The 19804-nt window shown below is 67.2% G+C and carries 23 protein-coding genes, 2 tRNA genes and 1 pseudogene; 21 read left to right on the top strand and 5 right to left on the bottom strand.

The features are described 5' to 3' along the window. The 14 genes and pseudogenes from H0X91_RS15800 to H0X91_RS15735 form a co-directional block, all read left to right on the top strand. Positions 1 to 717: pseudogene (locus H0X91_RS15800) on the top strand (hypothetical protein); the annotation flags it as partial. After that, complete coding sequence (locus H0X91_RS15795) at positions 714 to 2000, top strand: DUF2800 domain-containing protein (RefSeq protein ID WP_196433137.1); 1287 nt, start codon at positions 714 to 716, stop codon at positions 1998 to 2000. The pseudogene H0X91_RS15800 and the gene H0X91_RS15795, both read left to right, overlap by 4 nt. Next, the gene (locus H0X91_RS15790) at positions 1997 to 2185 is read left to right on the top strand and encodes a hypothetical protein (protein WP_196433136.1); all 189 of its coding nucleotides are present in this window, start codon (positions 1997 to 1999) and stop codon (positions 2183 to 2185) included. Before H0X91_RS15795 ends, H0X91_RS15790 begins: the two co-directional genes overlap by 4 nt. Continuing rightward, positions 2182 to 2730, top strand: a complete 549-nt coding sequence (locus H0X91_RS15785; RefSeq protein ID WP_196433135.1) for a DUF2815 family protein — start codon at positions 2182 to 2184, stop codon at positions 2728 to 2730. Before H0X91_RS15790 ends, H0X91_RS15785 begins: the two co-directional genes overlap by 4 nt. A 66-nt stretch (positions 2731 to 2796) precedes the next feature. After that, entirely contained in the window at positions 2797 to 3177 is a 381-nt protein-coding gene (locus tag H0X91_RS15780; protein ID WP_196433134.1) for a zinc-finger-containing protein, read from the top strand. After that, a complete protein-coding gene (locus H0X91_RS15775) occupies positions 3174 to 5255 on the top strand; it encodes a DNA polymerase I (protein ID WP_196433133.1) in 2082 nt (693 codons plus the stop codon). Before H0X91_RS15780 ends, H0X91_RS15775 begins: the two co-directional genes overlap by 4 nt. Positions 5256 to 5257: 2 nt before the next feature. Beyond that, positions 5258 to 5623, top strand: a complete 366-nt coding sequence (locus H0X91_RS15770; protein ID WP_196433132.1) for a VRR-NUC domain-containing protein — start codon at positions 5258 to 5260, stop codon at positions 5621 to 5623. Then, entirely contained in the window at positions 5620 to 6117 is a 498-nt protein-coding gene (locus H0X91_RS15765) for an SAM-dependent methyltransferase (protein WP_196433131.1), read from the top strand. Before H0X91_RS15770 ends, H0X91_RS15765 begins: the two co-directional genes overlap by 4 nt. Next, entirely contained in the window at positions 6114 to 6407 is a 294-nt protein-coding gene (locus tag H0X91_RS15760) for a VRR-NUC domain-containing protein (protein ID WP_196433130.1), read from the top strand. Before H0X91_RS15765 ends, H0X91_RS15760 begins: the two co-directional genes overlap by 4 nt. Then, positions 6404 to 6547 (top strand): hypothetical protein, encoded by a 144-nt coding sequence (locus tag H0X91_RS15755; RefSeq protein ID WP_196433139.1) that lies wholly within the window; start codon positions 6404 to 6406, stop codon positions 6545 to 6547. Before H0X91_RS15760 ends, H0X91_RS15755 begins: the two co-directional genes overlap by 4 nt. Beyond that, complete coding sequence (locus H0X91_RS15750) at positions 6544 to 7947, top strand: DEAD/DEAH box helicase (RefSeq protein WP_196433129.1); 1404 nt, start codon at positions 6544 to 6546, stop codon at positions 7945 to 7947. The genes H0X91_RS15755 and H0X91_RS15750 overlap by 4 nt, the downstream gene beginning before the upstream one ends. A gap of 9 nt (positions 7948 to 7956) precedes the next feature. Next, positions 7957 to 8364, top strand: a complete 408-nt coding sequence (locus tag H0X91_RS15745) for a beta-sandwich lipoprotein (RefSeq protein WP_196433128.1) — start codon at positions 7957 to 7959, stop codon at positions 8362 to 8364. Between the two features lie 8 nt (positions 8365 to 8372). Further along, the gene (locus tag H0X91_RS15740) at positions 8373 to 8813 is read left to right on the top strand and encodes a hypothetical protein (protein WP_196433127.1); all 441 of its coding nucleotides are present in this window, start codon (positions 8373 to 8375) and stop codon (positions 8811 to 8813) included. Between the two features lie 208 nt (positions 8814 to 9021). Next, positions 9022 to 10116, top strand: coding sequence for a tyrosine-type recombinase/integrase (locus tag H0X91_RS15735; RefSeq protein WP_196433126.1), 1095 nt, complete (start codon positions 9022 to 9024; stop codon positions 10114 to 10116). 10 nt (positions 10117 to 10126) lie between these two features. Here the strand turns inward: H0X91_RS15735 and H0X91_RS15730 are convergent. Continuing rightward, positions 10127 to 10203 (bottom strand) — tRNA-Arg (locus tag H0X91_RS15730). A gap of 180 nt (positions 10204 to 10383) precedes the next feature. Further along, complete coding sequence (locus tag H0X91_RS15725; RefSeq protein ID WP_006490581.1) at positions 10384 to 11214, bottom strand: undecaprenyl-diphosphate phosphatase; 831 nt, start codon at positions 11212 to 11214, stop codon at positions 10384 to 10386. Between the two features lie 479 nt (positions 11215 to 11693). On the opposite strand from H0X91_RS15725, the gene H0X91_RS15720 reads away from it, so the two are divergent. From H0X91_RS15720 to H0X91_RS15700, 5 genes are all read left to right on the top strand, one after another. Next, positions 11694 to 12605, top strand: a complete 912-nt coding sequence (locus tag H0X91_RS15720) for an aldose epimerase family protein (protein WP_062884628.1) — start codon at positions 11694 to 11696, stop codon at positions 12603 to 12605. A gap of 132 nt (positions 12606 to 12737) precedes the next feature. After that, positions 12738 to 13430, top strand: coding sequence for a peptidoglycan DD-metalloendopeptidase family protein (locus H0X91_RS15715; RefSeq protein ID WP_006490610.1), 693 nt, complete (start codon positions 12738 to 12740; stop codon positions 13428 to 13430). Positions 13431 to 13798: 368 nt separating this feature from the next. Beyond that, a complete protein-coding gene (locus tag H0X91_RS15710; RefSeq protein ID WP_196433125.1) occupies positions 13799 to 15418 on the top strand; it encodes an acyl-CoA synthetase in 1620 nt (539 codons plus the stop codon). A 72-nt stretch (positions 15419 to 15490) separates the two neighbouring features. Then, positions 15491 to 15814, top strand: a complete 324-nt coding sequence (locus tag H0X91_RS15705) for a DUF2288 domain-containing protein (protein WP_084750117.1) — start codon at positions 15491 to 15493, stop codon at positions 15812 to 15814. 10 nt (positions 15815 to 15824) lie between these two features. After that, the gene (locus H0X91_RS15700) at positions 15825 to 17204 is read left to right on the top strand and encodes an MATE family efflux transporter (RefSeq protein WP_006490551.1); all 1380 of its coding nucleotides are present in this window, start codon (positions 15825 to 15827) and stop codon (positions 17202 to 17204) included. Between the two features lie 19 nt (positions 17205 to 17223). On the opposite strand, the gene H0X91_RS15695 is transcribed toward H0X91_RS15700, so the two are convergent. Further along, the gene (locus H0X91_RS15695) at positions 17224 to 17406 is read right to left on the bottom strand and encodes a hypothetical protein (RefSeq protein WP_006490588.1); all 183 of its coding nucleotides are present in this window, start codon (positions 17404 to 17406) and stop codon (positions 17224 to 17226) included. 136 nt (positions 17407 to 17542) lie between these two features. Between H0X91_RS15695 and H0X91_RS15690 the strand changes: the two genes are divergently transcribed. Then, a complete protein-coding gene (locus H0X91_RS15690) occupies positions 17543 to 17713 on the top strand; it encodes a hypothetical protein (protein WP_006476323.1) in 171 nt (56 codons plus the stop codon). Between the two features lie 207 nt (positions 17714 to 17920). Here the strand turns inward: H0X91_RS15690 and H0X91_RS15685 are convergent, their stop codons facing one another. Together H0X91_RS15685 and sixA are read right to left on the bottom strand one after the other, a co-directional pair. Next, positions 17921 to 18727 (bottom strand): GNAT family N-acetyltransferase, encoded by an 807-nt coding sequence (locus H0X91_RS15685; protein WP_006490555.1) that lies wholly within the window; start codon positions 18725 to 18727, stop codon positions 17921 to 17923. 171 nt (positions 18728 to 18898) lie between these two features. Continuing rightward, entirely contained in the window at positions 18899 to 19360 is a 462-nt protein-coding gene (gene sixA, locus H0X91_RS15680; RefSeq protein ID WP_062910843.1) for a phosphohistidine phosphatase SixA, read from the bottom strand. 161 nt (positions 19361 to 19521) lie between these two features. On the opposite strand from sixA, the gene H0X91_RS15675 reads away from it, so the two are divergent. Further along, positions 19522 to 19598: transfer RNA gene (locus H0X91_RS15675), tRNA-Pro, on the top strand. Positions 19599 to 19804 lie beyond the last annotated feature (206 nt).

Below are 19804 nucleotides of genomic sequence, written 5' to 3'. Positions count from 1 at the left end.
ACCAGCGGCTACGGCACGCGGATCGGCACCAGCGGCGACAGCACGCAGATCGGCACCAGCGGCGACAGCACGCGGATCGGCACCAGCGGCTACGGCACGCGGATCGGCACCAGCGGCAACGGCACGCAGATCGGCACCAGCGGCTACGGCACGCAGATCGGCACCAGCGGCTACGGCACGCGGATCGGCACCAGCGGCGACAGCACGCAGATCGGCACCAGCGGCTACGGCACGCAGATCGGCACCAGCGGCAACGGCACGCGGATCGGCACCAGCGGCGACAGCACGCAGATCGGCACCAGCGGCAACGGCACGCGGATCGGCACCAGCGGCTACGGCACGCGGATCGGCACCAGCGGCGACAGCACGCAGATCGGCACCAGCGGCGACAGCACGCGGATCGGCACCAGCGGCTACGGCACGCGGATCGGCACCAGCGGCAACGGCACGCAGATCGGCACCAGCGGCTACGGCACGCAGATCGGCACCAGCGGCTACGGCACGCGGATCGATCAGCAAGGCGAAAACGCGGTCATTGCGTGCGCCGGTCTGGATACGGTGTTCAAGACCGATGTCGGCGGGTCGGTTGCGATCGCGTATTGGAACCATGCCGAGGAGCGGGTGCGTTTTGCCGTGGGCTACGTGGGCGAAAACCTGAAGGCGCGTACGCGCTATCGCGTCGACAACACCGGTCAGTTCGTCGAGGTGTCGGAATGAGCGCGCACGCCCTCCTCTCCCCCAGCGCGGCGCACCGCTGGCTTGCCTGCTCGGGCAGCGTCGCGCTCGAATCCGTGATGCCCGACACGTCGAGCGAGTTCGCCGACGAAGGCACAGCCGCGCACTTTCTCGCGGCCGAGTGCCTGGCGCTCGACGAAAACCCGACCGAATCGCTCGGACGCGTGATTGCCGTCAGCGAAGAAGGTGCAGATTGGCACGACAACGAACGGGATGCGCGCCTCTTCACGGTCGACGACGAGATGGCGCTGCAGGTCGGCAAATACGTCGCATTCGTGCGGTCGATCGGCGGCGAGCTGATGATCGAGCAGCGCCTCGACATCTCGACCTTCACCGGCGAGCTCGACGCTCACGGCACGTCCGACGCGGTGATCCTCGCCGGCGAGGAGCTTATCGTCGCCGACCTGAAGTATGGGCGCGGCGTGAAGGTCGACGCCGAGCGCAACGAGCAGCTCATGCTGTACGCGGCTGCCGCGCTGCAGGAATTCGAGATCATTGCCGACTTCAAGCAGGTGCGACTCGCGATCGTTCAGCCGCGACTCGACCACATCTCGGAGTGGACGATCTCGGTGCGCGACCTGCGCAATTTCGCGAAGGACGTGAAGCCGCGCGCCGACCGCTGCATGGCCGGCCTCGAGTACTTCCGCAAGTACAACGAGATCCACGAGCACTACCTCGCGCCGGGCGACGACCAGTGCCGGTTCTGCAAGGCGAAGGCAACCTGCCCGGCGCTCGCCGCGCGCGTGCAGGCCGAGGTCGGCAGCGACTTCGAGAACATCGCGACCTTCACGCAGAGCCCCGAGCAGCACGCCATGACGCTGAAGGCTCTGACGCCGACCACGGCCGAGGACCTCGGCACCGCGATGCGCGCGCTGGACCTGATCGAAGGCTGGTGCAAGGCGGTGCGAGCCCGCGCGGAAACCGAACTGCTCGCCGGCCGGCCGGTACCCGGGTTCAAGCTCGTCGAGGGGCGCCGCGGCGCGCGCCGCTGGTCGAGCGAGGACGACGCCGAGCAAGCGCTGAAGGGCATGCGGCTGAAGGTCGAGGAGATGTACGACCTCAAGCTGATCTCGCCGACGTCCGCCGAGAAGCTGCACAAGGCTGGCGCGATCGGTCCGCGCCAGTGGCCGAAGCTGCAGCAGCTCATCACCCAGTCCGAAGGCTCGCCCAGCGTCGCGCCGGAGTCCGACAAGCGTCCCGCGCTCGTCGTTCAGGCCGACGCGGGCGAGTTCCACGACGAATCGAGTGCAGAGGATCTCGTATGAAACAGGTCCGCGCCCGCGTGCTGCCCGACGACGCTGCCGAATTGCTGCAGCGGGCAGCGCAAACCCCCCGTTCCATGTCCTGCCGGCCGTACTCGCCGGAGTGCGCTCGCGCGCGCGCCGTCGACGCCGCAGTCGAGCAGGTCAAGGAGCAGTACCCCCATTATTTCCGGAGTGAAACCGCATGAAAATCAAGCTCAACAACGTCCGCCTCGCGTTTCCGCAACTGTTCGAGGCAAAGACCGTCAACGGCGAAGGCAAGCCGGCATTCTCGGCCGCCTTCCTCATCGATCCGGCCGACGCGCAGGTCAAGGATCTCAACGCCGCGATCGACCAGGTCGCGAAGGACAAGTGGGGCGCCAAGGCCGACGCGATCCTGAAGCAGATGCGCGCGCAGGACAAGATCGCGCTGCACGACGGTGACCTGAAGTCGAACTACGACGGCTTCCCGGGCAACCTGTTTGTCTCGGCCCGCTCGGCCACCCGCCCCCTCGTCATCGACAAGGACAAAACCCCGCTCACCGAGCAGGACGGCAAGCCGTACGCCGGCTGCTACGTGAACGCGAGCGTCGAGCTGTGGGCGCAGGACAACTCGTTCGGCAAGCGCGTCAACGCGAGCCTGCGCGGAGTCCAGTTCCTGCGCGACGGCGACGCGTTCGCGGGCGGCGGTGCGGCCAGCGAAGACGAGTTCGACGAAATCACCGACGGCGCGGACGCCGGCGACCTGGTGTAACCCGACGTGCGTCGCTGCTGGCGCGGTGACGCACATTCATTTCGCATTCCGAATCGATTGCTCGCCATGAACCCTATCTGCCCCTACTGCAATTGCGAATCCCGCAAGGCCACCGGAACGGACATCTATCCGCACCGGCCAGACCTCCGCAAAAAGGTGTTCTACCAGTGCGTGCCGTGCGATGCGCATGTCGGGTGCCACCCCGGCACCGAAAAGCCGCTCGGCCGACTGGCCGACGCAGAGCTGCGCGCGGCGAAGATGGCAGCGCACGCTGCCTTCGACCCGCTGTGGAAGTCCGGCGAGCGCTCGCGCGGCGTCGCTTACGCGTGGCTCGCGCGGCGTTTGGGCATCGCGAAGAATGCGTGCCATATCGGCATGTTCGATCTCGTGACGTGCCGCAAAGTGGTCGATCTCTGCAGTCACCTCGACTTCGAGGTGATCCAGTGAAGGTCCTCTGGTTGGACGTCGAAACCTACAGCGACGTGCCGATCCAAAACGGCACGCACGCCTACGCGGAAGGCGTCGAGATCCTGCTGTTCGCCTGGGCGATCGACTACGGTCCGGTGTCGGTGTGGGACTGCACGACCGGCGAGCCGATTCCGCCCGCGCTGCGCGCCGCGCTCGACAACCCGGACGTGCTGCTGTTCGCGCACAACTCGCACTTCGACCGTACGGTGCTGCGCCACGCCGGCTACGACCTGCCGATCGAGCGCTGGCGCGACACGATGGTGCAGGCCTACGCGCACTCCCTGCCCGGCGCGCTGGGCGACCTGTGCGAGATCCTGAAGGTGCCGGTCGACAAGGCGAAGGACAAGGACGGCCGCCGGCTGATCCTGCTGTTCTGCAAGCCGCAGCCGGCAAACCAGACGATCCGCCGGCACGACCGCAACACGCGGCCGGCCGACTGGGCGAAGTTCGTCGAATATGCCGGCCTCGACATCGAAGCGATGCGCGAGGTGTACAAGCGCCTGCCGGAGTGGAACTACGCCGGCGACGAGCTCGCGCTCTGGCACCTCGACCAGCAGATTAACGACCGCGGCGTGCAGGTCGACGTGGGCCTGACGCACGCGGCGATCAGCGCCGTCGACGATGCGAAGAAGACGCTCGCCGCGCGCACGCAGCAGCTGACCGACGGCGCGGTGCAGGCCGCGACGCAGCGCGACGCCCTGCTTCGGCATCTGCTCGAAGCGCACGGCGTCGATCTGCCCGACCTGCAGCAAAGCACGCTCGAGCGCCGCATCAACGACGCCAGCCTGCCGATCGAGCTGCGCGAGCTGCTCGCGATCCGCCTGCAAGCCAGCACCACCAGCACGAGCAAGTACAAGACGCTCGCCAAGGGCGTGAGCCGCGACGGCCGACTGCGCGGCACGCTGCAGTTCGCCGGCGCGTCGCGCACCGGCCGCTGGGCCGGTCGGCTGTTCCAGCCGCAGAACCTGCCGCGCCCGTCGCTCAAGCAGGTCCAGATCGACAGCGGGATCGAGGCGCTGCTCGCCGGCTGCGTCGACCTGGTCTTCGACGACGTGATGCAGGTCACGAGCAACGCGATCCGCGGCTGCATCGTCGCGCCGCGCGACCGCAAGCTGGTCGTGGCCGACCTGTCCAACATCGAGGGCCGTGTGATCGCGTGGATTGCGGGCGAGCGCTGGAAGCTGGACAAGTTCCGCGACTTCGACGCCGGCACGGGCCACGACCTCTACGCGGTTTCCTACGCGGCCGCGTTCGCGACGACGCCCGAAGTCGTGATGGAGAACAAGAAGTCCGGCGACGGCCTCATGCGCCAGATCGGCAAGGTCATGGAGCTGATGCTCGGTTACGAAGGCGGCGTCGGCGCGTTCCTGACTGGCGCGGCGACGTACGGCATCGACCTCGACGCGATGGCCGAGGCCGCGTGGCCGAGCATCCCCGACGAAGTGCTCGAGGAGGCGCGCAGTTTCCTCGAATGGCGCCGCGCGAAAGGGCTCGGTCAGTTCGGCCTCGCCGACAAGACCTTCATCGTGTGCGACGCGCTGAAGCGCCTCTGGCGCCTGGCGCACCCCGAGATCACGTCGTTCTGGGCCGATCTGCAGGATGCGGCCGTCGTCGCCACGCAGATGCCGGGCCGCACGCAGACGTGCCGCGCGCTGAAGCTGCGCCGCGACGGCGCGTGGCTGCGCATCCGCCTGCCGTCTGGCCGGTTCCTCTGCTACCCGGGCCCGCAGGTCGATGGTTTCGGGAAGCTCAGCTACATGGGCGTCAACCAGTACAGCCGGAAGTGGTCGCGCCTGAAGACCTACGGCGGAAAGCTCGCCGAGAACGTCACGCAGGCGATCGCGCGCGACGTGCTGGCCGCGCCCATGCCGACGATCGAGCTGTCGGGCTACGACATCGTCCTCTCGGTGCACGACGAGCTGATCACCGAGACCCCCGACTCTCCCGAATTCAACTCTGACCGCCTCGCCGACCTAATGGTCGACGCGCCGGCGTGGGCGGCCGGCCTGCCGCTCGCTGCCGCCGGCTTCGAGGCGTATCGCTACCGGAAGGACTGACCATGCGCGAAAGCGACATCGAAAACTACCTCGTCGCGCGCGTGAAGGCGCTCGGCGGCGAGGTCCGCAAGGTGAAGTGGATCGGCCGGCGCGGCGCGCCGGACCGGATCGTGATGCTGCCGGCGCGCGGCAAGTGCCCGACGGCCGCCGAGGTCGCGCAGTACCGCGACGAGCACTGCTGTCGGATGGAGGATGCGAAGCGCGCGCTCGACCAACGCCGGGCGCCGCTCACGGTCTGGGTCGAACTGAAGGCGCCCGGCGTGCCGCCGGAGGCACACCAGGTGCGCGAGCACGAGCGCATGCGCGCGGCCGGCCAGTACGTCGAGGTCGTGGATTCCTTCTCGCGCGTCGACGAGGTGCTGGCATGAAGATCGTGCTTGATCCCTGCTGCGGCAGCCGCATGATGTGGTTCGACCGCCAAGATGAGCGTGCCGAGTTCGGTGACATCCGCTCCGAGACTGTGACCGTAACCGATCGCTCGCATCGTGAGGACGGCACGCGCACGCTTACCGTTGCCCCCGATCGGATCATGGATTTCCGCGCGCTGCCGCACGCTGACGGTACGTTCAAGCTTGTCGTGTTCGATCCGCCGCACCTTGAACGTGCGGGCCCGCGCTCGTGGCTCCGCGCGAAATATGGCGCGCTCGACGCGGCCACGTGGCGCGACGATTTGCGCACTGGCTTCGCCGAATGCTTCCGAGTTCTGGAGCCAAACGGCGTTCTGATCTTCAAATGGAACGAAACGCAGATACCTGTCCGTGAAATCCTCGCGCTGACCGATGAAAAGCCGCTTTTCGGCCATCAGTCCGGTAAGCGTAGTGCCACGCACTGGATCTGCTTCATGAAAGAGGTGCTGGCATGAAGAAGCTCAGCACGCTCGAACATGAGATCGAGGACCGGCTCGCGCTGGGCCTCGCGCAGGCCGGCCATCTGTGCCTGAAGTTCATCTCGCCCGGCTTCCCGGGCGTGCCCGACCGCATCGTCCTCACGACCGACGGCCGCGTGTTCTTCGTCGAGTGCAAGGCGCCGAACATGCCGCTGCGCCGCACACAGCCGGCGGTGCTGGAACTGCTGCGCAAGATGGGGCACCGCGTCGAGGTGATCGACACGTTCGCCCAGGTCGAGCAGATCCTCGCGGAGGTGCGCGCGTGAAGCCCCTCCTCTACCTGCTCGCCTGCGTCGGCGCGTTCGTCATGACACTCTGCCTCGCCGGCGCGCTCGGCGTCGGCCACTTCCGTCTGTACTACGGCCTGACGCCGTTGGAATGCCACGCAGCGGGGTACGGTATATGAGCCGCCGCCCGTTCACCCCGCGCGCGTACCAACACGCGATCATCGATCACCTGCTCGACACGCCGCGCGGCGCGGCGTGGGCCGGCATGGGCATGGGCAAGAGCGTGTCGACGCTGACCGCGCTCGACATCCTCGAACTGGTCGAGCCGGGCCCGGCTCTCGTCCTCGCGCCGCTGCGCGTCGCGGCGAGTACATGGCCGGACGAGGCTGCGAAGTGGGACCACCTCCGCAACATCGAGGTGTCAGCCGTGGTCGGCACGCCCGACCAGCGCCGCGCCGCGCTCGCGCGGCCGGCGTCGGTGTACACGACGAACTACGACAACCTCCCGTGGCTCGTCGAGACGTACGGCGAGCGCTGGCCGTTCCGCAAGATCGTCGCCGACGAGTCGACGAAGCTGAAGTCGTTCCGGCTGCGCCAAGGCGGCAAGCGCGCGCAGCAGCTCGCGCGCGTCGCGCACTCGCGGGCGAACCGCTTCATCGAGCTCACCGGCACGCCCAGCCCGAACGGCCTTCAGGATCTCTGGGGGCAGTCGTGGTTCCTCGACCGCGGCGTGCGGCTCGGCCGCAGCTTCGACGCGTTCCGGCAGCGCTGGTTTCAGACGATTCAGGTCGGCGCCGATCGCAACGCCACGCAGCTCAAGCCGCTGCCGCACGCGCAGGCGGAAATCGAGGAGCGCATGCGCGACCTCTGCCTGTCGCTGGACGCGCGCGACTACTTCGACATCGACGAGCCGATCGTCAACGTGATCCGCGTCGAGCTGCCGGCCAAGGCCCGCGCGATGTACCGCGCGATGGAGCGCGAGATGTTCCTCGCGCTCGACACCGGCCACGAGATCGAGGCGTTCAGCGCGGCGAGCCGCACGATGAAGTGCCTCCAGCTCGCCAACGGCGCGGTGTACACCGACGAGCGCGGCGAGCAGTGGGCCGAGGTGCACGACGGCAAGCTCCAGGCGCTGGAATCGATCGTCGAGGAAGCGGCCGGCATGCCGGTGCTCGTCGCGTACCACTTCAAATCCGACCTCGCGCGGCTGATGCGCGCGTTCCCGCGCGGCCGCGCGCTCGATCAGGATCCGCAGACGATCCGCGACTGGAACGCCGGCAAAATCCCGCTCCTGTTCGCACACCCGGCCAGCGCCGGCCACGGCCTGAATCTGCAGGACGGCGGCAATATCCTCGCCGTGTTCGGCCACTGGTGGGACCTCGAGCAGTACCTGCAGATCGTCGAGCGGATCGGCCCGACGCGCCAGAAGCAAGCCGGCTACGACCGGCCCGTTTTCATCCACCACATCATCGCGCACGACACGATCGACGAACTGGTGCTCGAGCGGCGCGAGAGCAAGCGGGAAGTGCAGGACCTGCTGCTCTCGGCGATGAAGCGTTCTCATCCTACTCTCGCTTAGGACTCCACCATGAAAAAATTTGCATATTCCCCCGACCGTCTGATGGTCGCTGCCGCGCTCGCAACCGGAATTGCCGCGGCCGCCGGCTGCAGCAACGACGCCGATGTGGCGTCGCAAAACCTCTCTCAGGCTGCCGACAACTTCCAGATCAACCGCCGCGTCGTGTTCTACAACGGCATCACGGGCGAGTACATGCTCAGCATCGAGGGCCTTTGCTCACTGGGGAACGCCGACAAGGTGCGCGAGGTGTCGATCACCTGCAAGACGGGGCCGGCCAGCTACAAGAAACACTTCCTCGGGCTGTCCGACAACGTCACGTATTTCGTCGAGCAGGTCGACGCGGCGAACGTCAGCGCGTACCACTACGCGGTGGTGTTCAAGCCGGCGGCGATCGTGCCGGACATCACGGTCAAGTGAGGCAGCCCATGACCACCGACAAAAGCGCCGATGCGCTGACGGTACTGCGGCAGCTCTCGAAGTGGGCAGCAGGGCTTAGTGCGTGGCGGGACGAACCTCAGGGTCCGTATCTCCGCGACATTATCGACGACGCGCGTCACACCATTGCTGTTGCGACGCCGGTATTTCGCGCCAAGCATCTCGGACTGCACACTCGCCGCTCGGGAAAGCTCCTGCTGCAGCTCGAACTCGATGCGGTAGAAAGCGCGCCGGAATACCTTGTAACACCGGTCAATCCGGGAGTCATCCGCCCGCCCGCGGCGAGCCAGCCGAAACACTGTCAGTGCCCCGCGTGCCGCGCCGACGTCATCCACGCTAGCGACTGCGCCGTCCACAACGCACCCGCCCTCCCGCGCGGCCCGTGCGACTGCGGCGCCGGCCTGCCCGACAGCGAAGGGGGTGAAATGTGACCGACGAGCCCGAAACCGCCCTCACCCTCCAGCAGGTCGCGGACCGCCTTCAGCTCTCGTACAGCACCGTGTTCGCGATGCGCAAGAAGATCGGCTTCCGGCTGCCAGGGTCCCGCCTGTGGCGGGTCTGGCCCGCCCGGCTTGCCGAGCTGTCGGAAACGCGTGACAATCCGCACCGGCTATCGCTGCGGGTCGGTACGGAGGATAAATGTCAATCCGCAAAGATAAAAAGTCCGGTGTCTGGCATCTCGACATCAGCGCGCCAGACGGCACGCGCATTAGACGATCTGCTGAAACCCGCGACAAGAAAGCCGCGCAGGAGTACCACGACAGGCTGAAGGCTGACCTCTGGCGGCAGGACAAGCTCGGGGAGAAGCCTGAACGCACGTTCGAGGACGCGGCCGTGCGATTCCTTCAGCAGTGCGCCGGGCAGCGCGACTACGCCGGCAAGGTGCGGCACGTGCGGTACTGGCGTGCGCAGTTCGGCGCGACGCCGGTGCGGCTACTGACGGCCGACAGGATCTTCGACGCGCTGCCGACGCACAAGCTGGTCGACGGAGAGCCCGGCAAGCTGCTCGCGCCTGGCACGCGCAACCGCTACGTCAACACCATCCGGCGCATGCTGAACCTGTGCGTCGAGTGGGAGTGGCTGGATCGCGTGCCGAAGCTCCAGCGGTTCGAGGAGCCCGACGTGCGGGTACGCTGGGAGCCGCCGGCGGTCATCATGGTGATGATCAACGCGTTGCGCCTGCCGTGGATGCGCGACGCGGCAATCGTGGCCGTGGCGACCGGGATGCGTGAGTCCGAGCTGTTCGGCCTGCGCGTCTCGCAGCTCGATCTCGCGCAGTGCAACGCGTGGATCACGCACGAGGGCGCGAAGTCGAAGCGCGCGCGGTCGGTGCCGTTGAACGAGGATGCGATGAGCGTGCTCGTGCGGCGGGCCCAGACGGCGACGGATCTCGTTTTCACGCGCGGGTACACGCGCGGCGACGGGCCACCAAAGCTGATCGGGCAGATCGACAAACGGGACTTCGCGCAAGCGTGCAAGGCCGCCGGGATGGTCGACTTCAACTGGCACGACCTGCGGCACACCTGGGCGAGCTGGCACGTGCAGCGCGGCACGCCGCTGATGGTGCTGAAGGAGCTGGGCGGCTGGGAGACCGTTGCCATGGTGCAGAAGTACGCGCACCTCGCGCCGAGCCATCTGGCTCAGCACGCCAGCAACGTCAAGTTTCTGTCAATGTCGGTTCAGCAGAAACAAAAAACGCCGCTGTCGGAAGCGGCGCAAAGCCTTGCTGCATAAGGGTTCTAGCTGGCCCGCCCTACACGATTCGAACGTGTGACCTACGGCTTAGAAGGCCGTTGCTCTATCCAACTGAGCTAAGGGCGGTCAAAGAGAAAAGACACGGTCTGACACGGGCCGCATTCGGCATCGGGTTTGAGTCACGAAGCAGCAGCGACGCCGCCCCAAACAACTCGAAACCCCGAAACAAAACGGGCCCGGCACGAAGCCGAGCCCGAAATTATACCCGATCATCGCGCCAGATCACGGAGACCGGCGCTCGCAGCATCAAACCGGCTGCGGATGCAGCATGAACCAGCCGAGGCAGAACACGCCGGCGATCACGCAATACACGCCGAACGACGCGAGCCGGCCGCGCCCCTCGAAATAGCGCATCAGGAATCGCACGCTCAGGTACGCGGCGATCGCCGTCAGCACGCCGCCGAGCAGCGCATCGGCGAGCTGGTCGCGCGCATGGAACAGCTTCGGCAATTCGAGCACGCCCGCGGCAAAGATGATCGGCGTGCCGAGCAGGAACGAGAATTCCGCCGCCTTCTCCGCCGTCAGCCCGGCCGCGTTGCCGGCGATCATCGTCAGCCCGCTGCGCGAGAAGCCCGGAATCAGCGCGCCGATCTGCGCGAGGCCCACGAAGAACGCCTGCTTGAACGTCATCTTCTCGGGCGGTTGATGGGCGCGGCTGCGCTGGATGCGATCGCCGAGCCACAGCAACACGCCGTTGACGATCAACGCAATCGCGACGATCCGCAGATCATGAAACACGCGCTCGATGCGCTTTTCCAGCAGCAGGCCGACGATGCCGGTCGGGATCGTACCGATGATCAGCGCCCACATCAGGTGCCCGTCGTCGTTCTTGCGGCCGCCGAGCTGCGCGAAGAAACCGCCGATCAGTGCGATCCAGCGCGCGCGGAAGTACCACAGCAGCGCCAGCGCGGTGCCGAGGTGGAGCGCGACGAGGAAGGGCAGCAGTTGCGGCGCATGCTTGTCGATGTGCATGCCGAACAGCGCCGGCACGAGCAGCGTATGGCCGAGGCTGCTGACGGGGAAGAGTTCGGTGACGCCCTGCAGGACGCTCAGGAATACCAGAAACCAGAGGCTCACGCGTCGGTCCTTTTAGTAAAGATTAAGCGGGAAGGAAGGCGGACGACGCGATGCGCGTCCTGAAAAACGCGCCCCGATTATGCCGAGCCAGGATTACTGCGCCAAGGCATTTGGCAGGATATTGCGGCAATGCACACAAACACTTGCAATTTGTAAGCGCGCAGAAAGCAAAAAGCCCGCCATTTGCATGGCGGGCTTGTCCACTTCGGCAGGAATTGCCGTCAGCGGCCGAGCTGATAGAAAAATAATACCGTGCTGCCGGTAAACATGCCGAACAGTGCGATACCCATTGCCATTGCCAGATCCATGGCCCCCTCCACGAAGTGTCATGACCCGGCAACATCACCGGTTTAGAGGCATTATCCAGACCGTCGACAGTGTTAAAAACTCGCAATTTCCCGAGAAGGGTTTTCCCCGAGCGGTCGCGGCCCGATAATGGAACGCACGTTGCTCCCCTCACCCGCCCAACCCGATTCGCCATGCCGATCTTCCAGCAACACGACATTCACGAACTTCACGCCGGCCCGTCGCTCGTCCGGGTCGCCCCGCAATTCGGTGGCCGCCTGCTGTCCTGGCACGTCGATGGCGAACCGGTGATCTTCTGGCCGGAAACCGCCGACTGGAGCAACCTCGCCCGCGTGCGCGGCGGCAATCCGCTGCTGTTCCCGTTCCTCGGCCGCCACCGCGTCGACGGCGAACTCGGCCGCTGGCGCGACGCCGCCGGCGTGGTTCGCGACCTGCCGATGCACGGTTTCGCGCGCGATCTGCCGTTCGACGCGCAGCCGTCGGCCGACGGCGCCGCGTTGTCGATGACGCTCGACGCGAACGACACGCTGCGCGCGAGCTATCCGTTCGATTTCCGGTTCGAAACGACCTACCGCCTGGCGGACGCCCATACGCTGGAAGTCGCGCTGACGACGACCAATCGCGGCGACACGCCGCTGCCCTACTACGCCGGCCACCATTTCTATTTCGCGCTGCCGCACGGCGAGCGGGCCGACACCCGCCTCGAGTTGCCACCGACCCGCCGTTGCCACCAGCGCGCGGACGGCTCGATCAGCCCGCTCGAACCGGGCGAGGTCCGTTACCGCCTCGACGATCCGGAGATCCTCGACCGCTTCCACTGCCTCGACGGCGAGCCGTCCGCACCGGTGCGCATCGTGATGCCGGGCCGCCGCCGCACGATCGAGATCGCACTCGACGTGCCGGGCTCGATCCCGTGGTACGCGGTCACGACGTGGACCGAAAAGCCGGATTCGGACTTCTATTGCGTCGAGCCGTGGCTCGGCCTGCCCGATGCGATCCACAACGGCCGCGGCCTGCGCATGCTCGCGCCGGGCGCGACTGAAACGGCCACGCTGCGGATCCGTGTCGCCCCGCTCGCCGGCTGATTCGACACGCACCGAACCGGGGCACGGCGGCCCCGGTAGCGACCGAAACTGCGGTGCGCGGGTCGAACCCGTTAAAATCGGACGTTTTGTGTTGCCTGCCGCGTCACGCGCGGCAGGGTTTTGCGAGGTTCAATGTTCGGAACAACAACGAAGCGACTCTTCGCAGCCGCCTGCGCCGCCCTGCTCGTCGCGTGCGGCTCCGCGCCCGTCGGCCCCGGGTTCTATCGCGTCGAGCGTGGCGACACGCTCTACAAGATCGCGCGCGACAACCGCACGTCGGTACAGAGCATCGTGCGCTGGAACCAGATGACGAACCCCGATGCGATCGAAGTCGGCCAGGTGCTGCGCGTCGCGCCGCCGCCCGGCACGACCACCGCATCGACCACCGGCACCGGCAGCGCGGGCCGCGCACGCCCGGCCCCTTCCGCGCCGGTCGAATCGGCCGTGAAGCCGGCCACGAGCATTGCGCTGATCTGGCCGGCGGCCGGCAACGTGGTACGCACGTTCGACGGCTCGAAATCGAAGGGCATCGACATCGCGAATTCGCCGGGCACGCCGGTCGTCGCGGCCGCGCCGGGTGTCGTCGTCTATGCCGGTAACGGGCTGCGCGGCTACGGCAATCTGATCATCCTGAAGCACAACGCCGATTACCTGACGGCCTACGCGCACAACCGCGCGCTGCTGGTGAAGGAAGGCCAATCGGTCACGCAAGGGCAATCGATCGCCGAGATGGGCAACAGCGACAGCGATCGTGTCGCGCTGCATTTCGAGCTGCGCTATGGCGGCCGCTCGATCGATCCGTCACGCTACCTGCCGGCGCGTTGAGCGCACGACAGACGGCGCGCGATGCCGGCACGCATCGCGTGCCGTCGCGGCGAAAACGGAAAAAAGTCGCGTCAGCGCTTGCGCAGACGTCCGGTGACACGGCCGGACAACGGATCGACATGACGAGCAAACGCCACCAGCACACCGATTCCGATCAGGCTGAACCCCGCAGCTATCAGAAGCAAATCCATGGTCACACCACTGTTTTGTCTTGATCTTATGCGTCATTGTGAAATCGTGCACTGAGGCTCGCCTACTGGACGAGTCCGAACATTCCCTATCAGCAAACACCATTGTGGATTCGTCTGCGTGAAATCCTGATGTAAGCCGCTCACCGGACGCCCCGCTCGACATCAGGAGACCACGCGATGCTGCCCGCCGCCGACCGCTACGATCACCTCCTCGCCCGCTTCCGGTGGGACCTTCCGGCGCGCTACAACATCGGCGTGGACGTGTGCGACAAATGGGCCGACGGCAGCGGACGCGTCGCGCTGATCCACGAAACGGCGCAAGGCGACGTTTCGCGCCTCACGTTCGACGACCTGAGGAATGCTTCTAACCGGCTCGCGAACAGCTTCGCGCGTGCCGGCCTGCGGCGCGGCGACCGGATCGGCATCTTTCTCGCGCAAGGGCCCGAAACGGCCATCGCGCACCTCGCCGCGTACAAATTCGGCGCGATCGCGGTACCGCTCTTCACGCTGTTCGGCGTCGACGCGCTCGAGTACCGGCTCGCGAACAGCGAGGCAGCCGCGCTCGTCACCGACGCGGCCGGCTACACGAAGATCGCGCCGCTGCGCGCGCAACTGCCGGCGCTGCATACCGTCTACTGCATCGGCGACGATGCGCCCGACGTGCCCGGCGTGCTGCGCTACGATGCGGCGCTCGCCGCCGAGGCGCCGGATTTCGTGCCGGTGGATACGGCCGCCGACGATCCGGCTCTGATCATCTACACGTCCGGCACGACGGGCAAACCGAAGGGCGCGCTGCACGCGCATCGCGTGCTGCTCGGCCACTTGCCGGGCGTCGAGATGTCGCAGCAGTGCTTCCCGCGCGACGCGCGCCTGTTCTGGACGCCCGCCGACTGGGCATGGATCGGCGGGTTGCTCGACGTGCTGCTGCCGTCATGGCATCACGGCGTGCCGGTGCTCGCGCACCGCTTCGAGAAATTCGACGGTGACGCGGCATTCGCGCTGATGGCGCGGCACGGCGTCACTCACGCGTTCCTGCCGCCCACCGCGCTGAAGCTGATGCGCGCGGTCACGGCGCCACGCGAACGTTACGCGCTGTCGCTGAAATCGGTCGCGAGCGGCGGCGAATCACTGGGCACCGAACTGACGGCGTGGGGCCGCGACGCGCTCGGCGTGACGATCAACGAGTTCTACGGGCAAACCGAGTGCAACATGGTGCTGTCGTCATGCGCGGCGCTGTTCGATGCGCAGCCCGGCGCGATCGGCAAGGCGGTGCCCGGTCATGCGGTCGCGATCGTCGATGCGGACGGCACGCCGCTGCCGCCCGGCGTCGAAGGCCGCATCGCGGTACGCCGCCCCGACCCGGTGATGTTTCTCGAATACTGGCGCAACCCCGACGCGACGCGCGACAAGTTCGCGGGCGACTACCTGCTCACCGGCGATACGGGCACGATCGACGCCGACGGCTTCGTGCGCTTCGTCGGCCGCGACGACGACGTGATCACAAGCGCCGGTTACCGGATCGGCCCCGGCCCGATCGAGGACTGCCTGCTCACGCATCCGGCGGTGCGGATGGCGGCCGTCGTCGGCGTGCCCGACGCGACGCGTACCGAGATCGTCAAGGCATTCGTCGTGCTGAACCCCGGCCACGTCGGCGACGCAGCGCTCGTCAGCACACTGCAGGCCCACGTGCGCACGCGGCTCGCCGCGCACGAGTATCCGCGCGCGATCGCGTTCGTCGACAGCCTGCCGATGACCGCGACCGGCAAGATCGTGCGGCGCGCGCTGCGCGACGCGTGAGCGCACTGTCCCCGCTCGGCCCGCCCGGCCGGATGGTTTATAGTGGCGCCACGCAGTCTTTCCAAGAAACCGATGTCCTCTGATCAACACGCCGCCGCGGGCGCGTCGCACAGCCCGCTCTACGCCAAACTCCTCGGCGAAACCGCCAAGATCGACTGGTGCGATCTCGAGCGCTTCTTCGCGCAGGGCAAGCTGCTGTCCGTTGCGCGCGACCTCGATCTCGTCAGCGTCGCGGAAGCGGTCGCCAGCGACGACACCGAACAGGTCACGCGCTGGCTGTCGTCCGGCCTCGTCGCGCCCATGCCGGCCGAGACCGCCGCCGACTACGCGGCGCGCAATCCGGAGCTGTGGGCGGTCGTCGTCTCGCCGTGGGTCTGCGTGCAGGAACGCGCCTGACGCGTCCACCATGTCCGAATCCGCCTTACCGCACGGGGCCGGTAGCGCGTCGGCCGCCGTCACGCATCGGCGCGTCCTCGCGCTCGCGTTCCCGATCGTCCTCGCGAACCTGACGCAACCGATCCTCGGCGCCGTCGACACGGCCGTCGCCGGCCACCTCGACGGCGCGCAATATCTCGGCGGCGTCGCGCTCGGCGGGCTGTTCTTCAATTTCGTGTTCTGGGGCTTCGGCTTCCTGCGGATGGGGACGACCGGCCTCGTCGCGCAGGCGCATGGCGCCGGCGACGCCGCCGGGATCCGCCTGAACCTGCTGCGCGCGCTGATCGTCGCATTCGCGCTCGGCGCCGCGGTGCTTGCGCTGCAGGTGCCGCTGCTGTCGTTCGCGCTGTCCGCGCTCGGCGGCAGCGAGGCCGTCCGCGCGACGGCGCTCGGGTACAGCCACGCACGGATCTGGAGCGCCCCGTTCGCGCTCGCGAACTACGTGGTGCTCGGCTACCTGCTCGGCATGCAGCGCGTCCGACTCGCGCTCGTCGCGCAGGTGTTCATCAATGCGGTGAACATCGGTGCCGTGCTGCTCTATGTGTATGGTTTCGGCTGGGGGATCGCCGGCATCGGCGCCGCGACCGCCACCGCGGACGCGTGCGGCTTCGCGCTCGGTGCATGGATGCTGTGGCGGCTGCGGCCGCGCGGCCTCGCACCGCTCGCGGTACGCGCGCTTGCCGACCGTGCGGCGCTCAAGCGGCTGATCGCGCTCAATCGCGACATCTTCCTGCGCACGCTGTGCCTGCTCGGCGCCTTCGGATGGTTCGCGCATCTCGGCGCACAACAAGGCGACGCGACGCTCGCCGCGAATGCGCTCTTGCTGAATTTCCAGACCTTCATGGCGTACGGCCTCGACGGCTTCGCGCATGCGGCCGAGGCGCTCGTCGGCGCGGCGGCCGGCGCGCGCGATCGCCGCGCATTCCGGCAAGCCGTGCGCGTCACGCTGTTCTGGTCGGCACTCGGCGCGCTGCTGTTCGCGCTCGTTTATTGGGCCGCAGGCGGCTGGATCGTCGCGCGCCTGACCGATCAGGCCGAGATCCGCGCCGTCGCACTGCGCTACCTGCCGTGGGCCGCGATCTCGCCGATCGTGTCGGTCTGGGGTTTCCTGCTCGACGGCGTGTTCATCGGCGCCACGCAGACGCAATCGCTGATGCGCGCGATGGTCGCGTCGTTGTCGATCTTCGTCGCGGCCACGCTCGCCGCCGTCGGCACGTTCGGCAATCACGGCCTGTGGTTCGCGCTGCTGCTGTTCATGGCGGCGCGCGGCGCGACGCTCGCGCGCTATCTGCCGGCGCTGTTGCGGCGGGTCGGCGCCGACCCGCAGGCCGCATCGGCAGCCCGCGCGTGACAGCGGCCCCGGCCGACCGTTACTGCGACTGCACGGGTTTCGGCGACGGCGCGTCGAGCATCGACGGCGGCGTCATGTCGGTCGGCACGCCGTGATAGTCGGCCGGATCTTCCGGCGGGTGGCCGCGGCGCGCTTGACGGGGATCGCTGCTGCAAGCGGCAAGGAGGGATGCGGCCAGCACGGCCAGCACGAAACGGGTCATCAGGTAGGGCTCCGGAAAACGGCGCGCCGAACGCACGCCGAGACCGCGCCGAGTCTAGCGGAAATCGGGTTTCGGGGTTGCGCCGCGCATGTCCTACTATGTACGCATGGCGCTGTGCCGTTGAAAGGAGGCTGCCATGTCGTCTGAAGAAATTGCGGGCCTGATCGGCCTGTTCATCGGTCTGATGGTGCTCGTCGCGCTGTCGTACTTCGAGTCGCGCGAATACAAGCGCAGCCATGAAGGCGAAGGGATGATCCACCACTGGATGGCGGAACACCACCTGCTCGACTGGCGGCGCAAGCACTGAGCGCGTCGCTGCCGTCCGGCCCGTCCCCGGGGCCGGCGCGAACGTGCCGCTCGGCGGCACGGTGATCGCCGCATGTCGCCGAAATTATCGGGGCCCGATACACACACATCGACCGGATACACGAACGCCGTCGCGTGACGTCTGCCACGCGACGGCGTTCGCTTGCGCGCAGCGCGCCCTCAGAGGGCGCGATGCGATTCGGACCGCTCAGCCCAGGAAGTGGCGGGCGTAGCGCGCGTTGATGTCCGACAGGCGGAACAGCGTCAGGAAATCCGCGCAGTTGAAGTCGGGATCCCAGGCCGGTGCGCCGCAAATCTTCGCGCCAAGACGCAGATAACCCTTGATCAGCGGCGGCGGCGCAACGACGGTGCCCGTCTGCAGTTCGTCGACCGGCAGGGCCGTGTGCGGGAACGCGCGATACTCGGGCGCAGTCAGTGAGCCGGCCGACAGCGACTGGTACAGGTTCGCCGCGTAGTGGCCGCCGTCGGCCATCGACACGCTCGCGCAGCCGAGCATCGTCTCGTAGCCGTTCTGCATCATGTACGCGCCCAGCCCGCCCCACAGCGCCATGATGACGGCGCCGCTGCGATAGTCGCTGTGCACGCACGAGCGGCCGACCTCGACCATCTTGCCGCGCAGGTGCGTGAGGCGCGACAGGTCGAATTCGCCTTCGGCGTACAGGCGGCCGACCCGCGCCGCCTGGTGCGGCGGCAGCACGCGGTACGTGCCGACGACTTTCAGCGTGTCGAGATCGCGGACCAGCAGGTGGTCGCAATACGCGTCGAACGGATCGACGTCGAGACCGGACGGGCCGCTGACCTGCGCGCCCATCTCTTCGGCGAACACGCTGAAGCGCAGGCGCTGGGCTTCGCGCAATTCGTCTTCCGTGCGCGCCCATGCGGCGCGCAGGCGATACTCGGATGTGACGGTTTCACTGGCGCGCGGCAGGTGGCGCCGCGACGTGTCGAGGGGCAGCGAGGCAAAGGGGAGCGTAGGCGTCGGCAGTTCTCGCATTAGGCTTTCCTGATCGTAAGGAATAGGACGACATGCCCGCCAATGTAGTAATCGGCCGTGACCGTTATGTGGCACGACCGTGTCCTTTCAATGACGTGTCGCCGAATTGACTTTAGCAGAAAGCTTGCGAAACCGTATGATCAATCCCTTCAAACCTATTCAGACGGGGCTTTACACCAGTTCGGGCGTCAGTACCGCCCGCAGCACGGCCTGCCGGTTGCCGTCGCGCGTGCGGCTCGCCAGCCACACGATTCCGCCCTTCTTGACGCTCCAGCTGTCGTCGCTGCCGGCGACCAGCTGCGCGGCGACGCTGCCGAGCGTCGGCTGGTGGCCGACGATCACGACCGTCGGCGCGATGCCTTCCGGCCAGCCGGCCGCCGTCAGCACGTCGTCGACGCCGCCGCCCGGCGCGAGCGCGTCGACGGTCCGGTACTGGTCGGTCAGCGCCTCCACGGTCTGCACGGTGCGCGCCGCCGGGCTCGCGAGAATCACGGTATTCGTCTCGAGCCGCCCGCGCAGCCATTTGGCCATCGCCTGCGCGTCCTTGCGGCCGCGCACGGTCAACTGGCGCGCGAGATCGCTCGTTGCGTAATCTTCGGCTTCGGCGTGACGCCACAGGATCAGGTTCATCATGATGTTCTCCTTGCTTCGGCGAGCGCCCGCGCGCGCATGCGTACGGGCCGGCCGATCGTCCCGTGAATTGTCGCAAATCGCGGACCGCTCGCCGCCGCGGCATTTACCCGCATATCGTGATTGACCGAATCGGCCATTCGACGTTATTATCTTTGGCTCGTCGGAGCGTAGCGCAGCCTGGTAGCGCATCTGATTTGGGATCAGAGGGTCGAAGGTTCGAATCCTTTCGCTCCGACCACAGGAATCAAGGGGTTACGGTTGAACACCGTAGCCCCTTTTCCGTTTACGGGCGCTTTTTACCGGCCCTGGAATCGCCTACCCATTTCCCGCAGCGCGCGGCGGCCCGGGTACGGGCCCGCCACCACGTCGATGCGCCCGCGCATCCGCCGTCAAGCCCGCGCACGAAACTTGCTGGAACACGCGATAATACGTGTGAAACAACCC

The sequence above is a fragment of the Burkholderia sp. 9777_1386 genome (assembly GCF_015712265.1).
Taxonomy (GTDB): Bacteria; Pseudomonadota; Gammaproteobacteria; order Burkholderiales; family Burkholderiaceae; genus Burkholderia; species Burkholderia cenocepacia.
The sequence above is the reverse complement of the archived record's forward strand: the minus strand, read 5'-3'. Positions and strand labels throughout refer to the sequence as shown.

Excerpts from the sequence above, each read along its gene's own strand:
- H0X91_RS15795 (WP_196433137.1), top strand. The coding sequence starts at position 714 with ATGAGCGCGCACGCCCTCCTCTCCCCCAGCGCGGCGCACCGCTGGCTT.
- H0X91_RS15790 (WP_196433136.1), top strand. The coding sequence starts at position 1,997 with ATGAAACAGGTCCGCGCCCGCGTGCTGCCCGACGACGCTGCCGAATTG.
- H0X91_RS15785 (WP_196433135.1), top strand. The coding sequence starts at position 2,182 with ATGAAAATCAAGCTCAACAACGTCCGCCTCGCGTTTCCGCAACTGTTC.
- H0X91_RS15780 (WP_196433134.1), top strand. The coding sequence starts at position 2,797 with ATGAACCCTATCTGCCCCTACTGCAATTGCGAATCCCGCAAGGCCACC.
- H0X91_RS15770 (WP_196433132.1), top strand. The coding sequence starts at position 5,258 with ATGCGCGAAAGCGACATCGAAAACTACCTCGTCGCGCGCGTGAAGGCG.
- H0X91_RS15765 (WP_196433131.1), top strand. The coding sequence starts at position 5,620 with ATGAAGATCGTGCTTGATCCCTGCTGCGGCAGCCGCATGATGTGGTTC.
- H0X91_RS15760 (WP_196433130.1), top strand. The coding sequence starts at position 6,114 with ATGAAGAAGCTCAGCACGCTCGAACATGAGATCGAGGACCGGCTCGCG.
- H0X91_RS15750 (WP_196433129.1), top strand. The coding sequence starts at position 6,544 with ATGAGCCGCCGCCCGTTCACCCCGCGCGCGTACCAACACGCGATCATC.
- H0X91_RS15745 (WP_196433128.1), top strand. The coding sequence starts at position 7,957 with ATGAAAAAATTTGCATATTCCCCCGACCGTCTGATGGTCGCTGCCGCG.
- H0X91_RS15740 (WP_196433127.1), top strand. The coding sequence starts at position 8,373 with ATGACCACCGACAAAAGCGCCGATGCGCTGACGGTACTGCGGCAGCTC.
- H0X91_RS15735 (WP_196433126.1), top strand. The coding sequence starts at position 9,022 with ATGTCAATCCGCAAAGATAAAAAGTCCGGTGTCTGGCATCTCGACATC.
- H0X91_RS15720 (WP_062884628.1), top strand. The coding sequence starts at position 11,694 with ATGCCGATCTTCCAGCAACACGACATTCACGAACTTCACGCCGGCCCG.
- H0X91_RS15715 (WP_006490610.1), top strand. The coding sequence starts at position 12,738 with ATGTTCGGAACAACAACGAAGCGACTCTTCGCAGCCGCCTGCGCCGCC.
- H0X91_RS15710 (WP_196433125.1), top strand. The coding sequence starts at position 13,799 with ATGCTGCCCGCCGCCGACCGCTACGATCACCTCCTCGCCCGCTTCCGG.
- H0X91_RS15705 (WP_084750117.1), top strand. The coding sequence starts at position 15,491 with ATGTCCTCTGATCAACACGCCGCCGCGGGCGCGTCGCACAGCCCGCTC.
- H0X91_RS15700 (WP_006490551.1), top strand. The coding sequence starts at position 15,825 with ATGTCCGAATCCGCCTTACCGCACGGGGCCGGTAGCGCGTCGGCCGCC.
- H0X91_RS15695 (WP_006490588.1), bottom strand. The coding sequence starts at position 17,406 with ATGACCCGTTTCGTGCTGGCCGTGCTGGCCGCATCCCTCCTTGCCGCT.
- H0X91_RS15690 (WP_006476323.1), top strand. The coding sequence starts at position 17,543 with ATGTCGTCTGAAGAAATTGCGGGCCTGATCGGCCTGTTCATCGGTCTG.
- H0X91_RS15685 (WP_006490555.1), bottom strand. The coding sequence starts at position 18,727 with ATGCGAGAACTGCCGACGCCTACGCTCCCCTTTGCCTCGCTGCCCCTC.
- sixA (WP_062910843.1), bottom strand. The coding sequence starts at position 19,360 with ATGATGAACCTGATCCTGTGGCGTCACGCCGAAGCCGAAGATTACGCA.